The 1,355-nt window shown below is 30.3% G+C and carries 1 protein-coding gene; it reads left to right on the plus strand.

Features of this window, described 5'->3' with window-relative positions; all coding sequences use genetic code 11:
* Positions 1 to 195, plus strand: a 195-nt coding sequence (locus DRF65_RS29055) for a hypothetical protein (protein ID WP_228439010.1), incomplete at its 5' end; no start/stop codon positions are given.
* Positions 196 to 1,355: the final 1,160 nt, after the last annotated feature.

A 1,355-nucleotide genomic window follows, 5' to 3' on the forward strand; every position in this document is an offset into this window, starting at 1 on the left:
CAATCTCCCTACTCCTGCGCTCCCGTTTTATTGGGACTGCAAAGATACAAACTTTATTTTAACCCGCAACTTTTTAAAGTAAAAAGTGAAAGTTTTTTTCCGTCTTTATCTTTCGGAGTATATAATGTTTCTGCTTATCTAAAAGCTCTTCTGCGCTTACTGAATCTCTCTCGTTTTTCAGTGGGGCAAAGATAGAGACTTCTCCTTTACCACGCAAACTTATTTAACATAAAGTTTACACCAATATTACAATTGTGGGTAAGTTTATACATTAACTTATTGATATGATTATATTTAAATTATAAAGTATACTTATCCACAACCAGCATTAATAATCTGAAATATGAAAAAGCAAAGCAGAATATGCCGCATATAGTTATTATGCTTTTAAAATTTGAGAGTCATAATTATAATACAATAGATGCCTGGTATTAGAAACTAGGTGATTTGGAAAACAATTCCTCTGGAAATAATATATAATATGAATGATAATAAATGATGAAGCTCAGAAAATCTCTGGATCTAATCATGCTATAGACTTTTAAAGAGATTTTCAAGCTGCAGAAAAAGCAAATAGAGTTTTATAGCGGTAACCAACAATTAGTACATTAACAATTTAAGTAACAGACAAAACTCTTTAAAGCTTTTTAAGATGATTCTGCATCTATCTGCTTTCTTCTTATTTTTCAACCCTTGACTTATTCAACATCAGCCATTCTCAATTTAGTTTTGTAAGGTTTCAATTATCAATCCCAGGAAGTAAATAATTATAAAAGACAGATCATTTATAAACGATAGATACTTTTGCAAGATTGAGAGAGGATATTTTTATGATGAGTAATGGGCAATGGGTAATCTATAAGGAATAATGAATGCTTGTATATACTTTAGCTTGTCTGTACACTCCATTCTTTATCATCTCGTAGAGATCCAAGCAATCTCTACTCACCAGTATTATCTTTCAACCTTTGAGTTCCTTATAAAATAACAATAGAAGACGAAAGTAAGAACAGCAAAATATCAATATGTTGATTGCTATATAAGTTACTATTTTATACAACCAATATTCAACAGAAACGGGCTTTAGTCTACTTTACAATAAACAAAAATCCCAATGGTTTTAGCCAAAACGTAAGATTATTTAAAAACAGAAAGTGGATTATGAAGAATTAAAGTAAGGGATGGAAAGTAGATAGATTAAGAATAATATGATACCGGAGAATGGTATATGATAAAAATAATTCCAATGTAAAGAGAAAATAAGCATCAGGGATTCTACAGGCTCAGCATTCAATAGAAACGGGCTTTAGCCAAAACATAGATACTAGATAATATTCAATACTTATTGCTTATCA

It is taken from the genome of Chryseobacterium pennae (assembly GCF_003385515.1).
Classification (GTDB): Bacteria; Bacteroidota; Bacteroidia; order Flavobacteriales; family Weeksellaceae; genus Chryseobacterium; species Chryseobacterium pennae.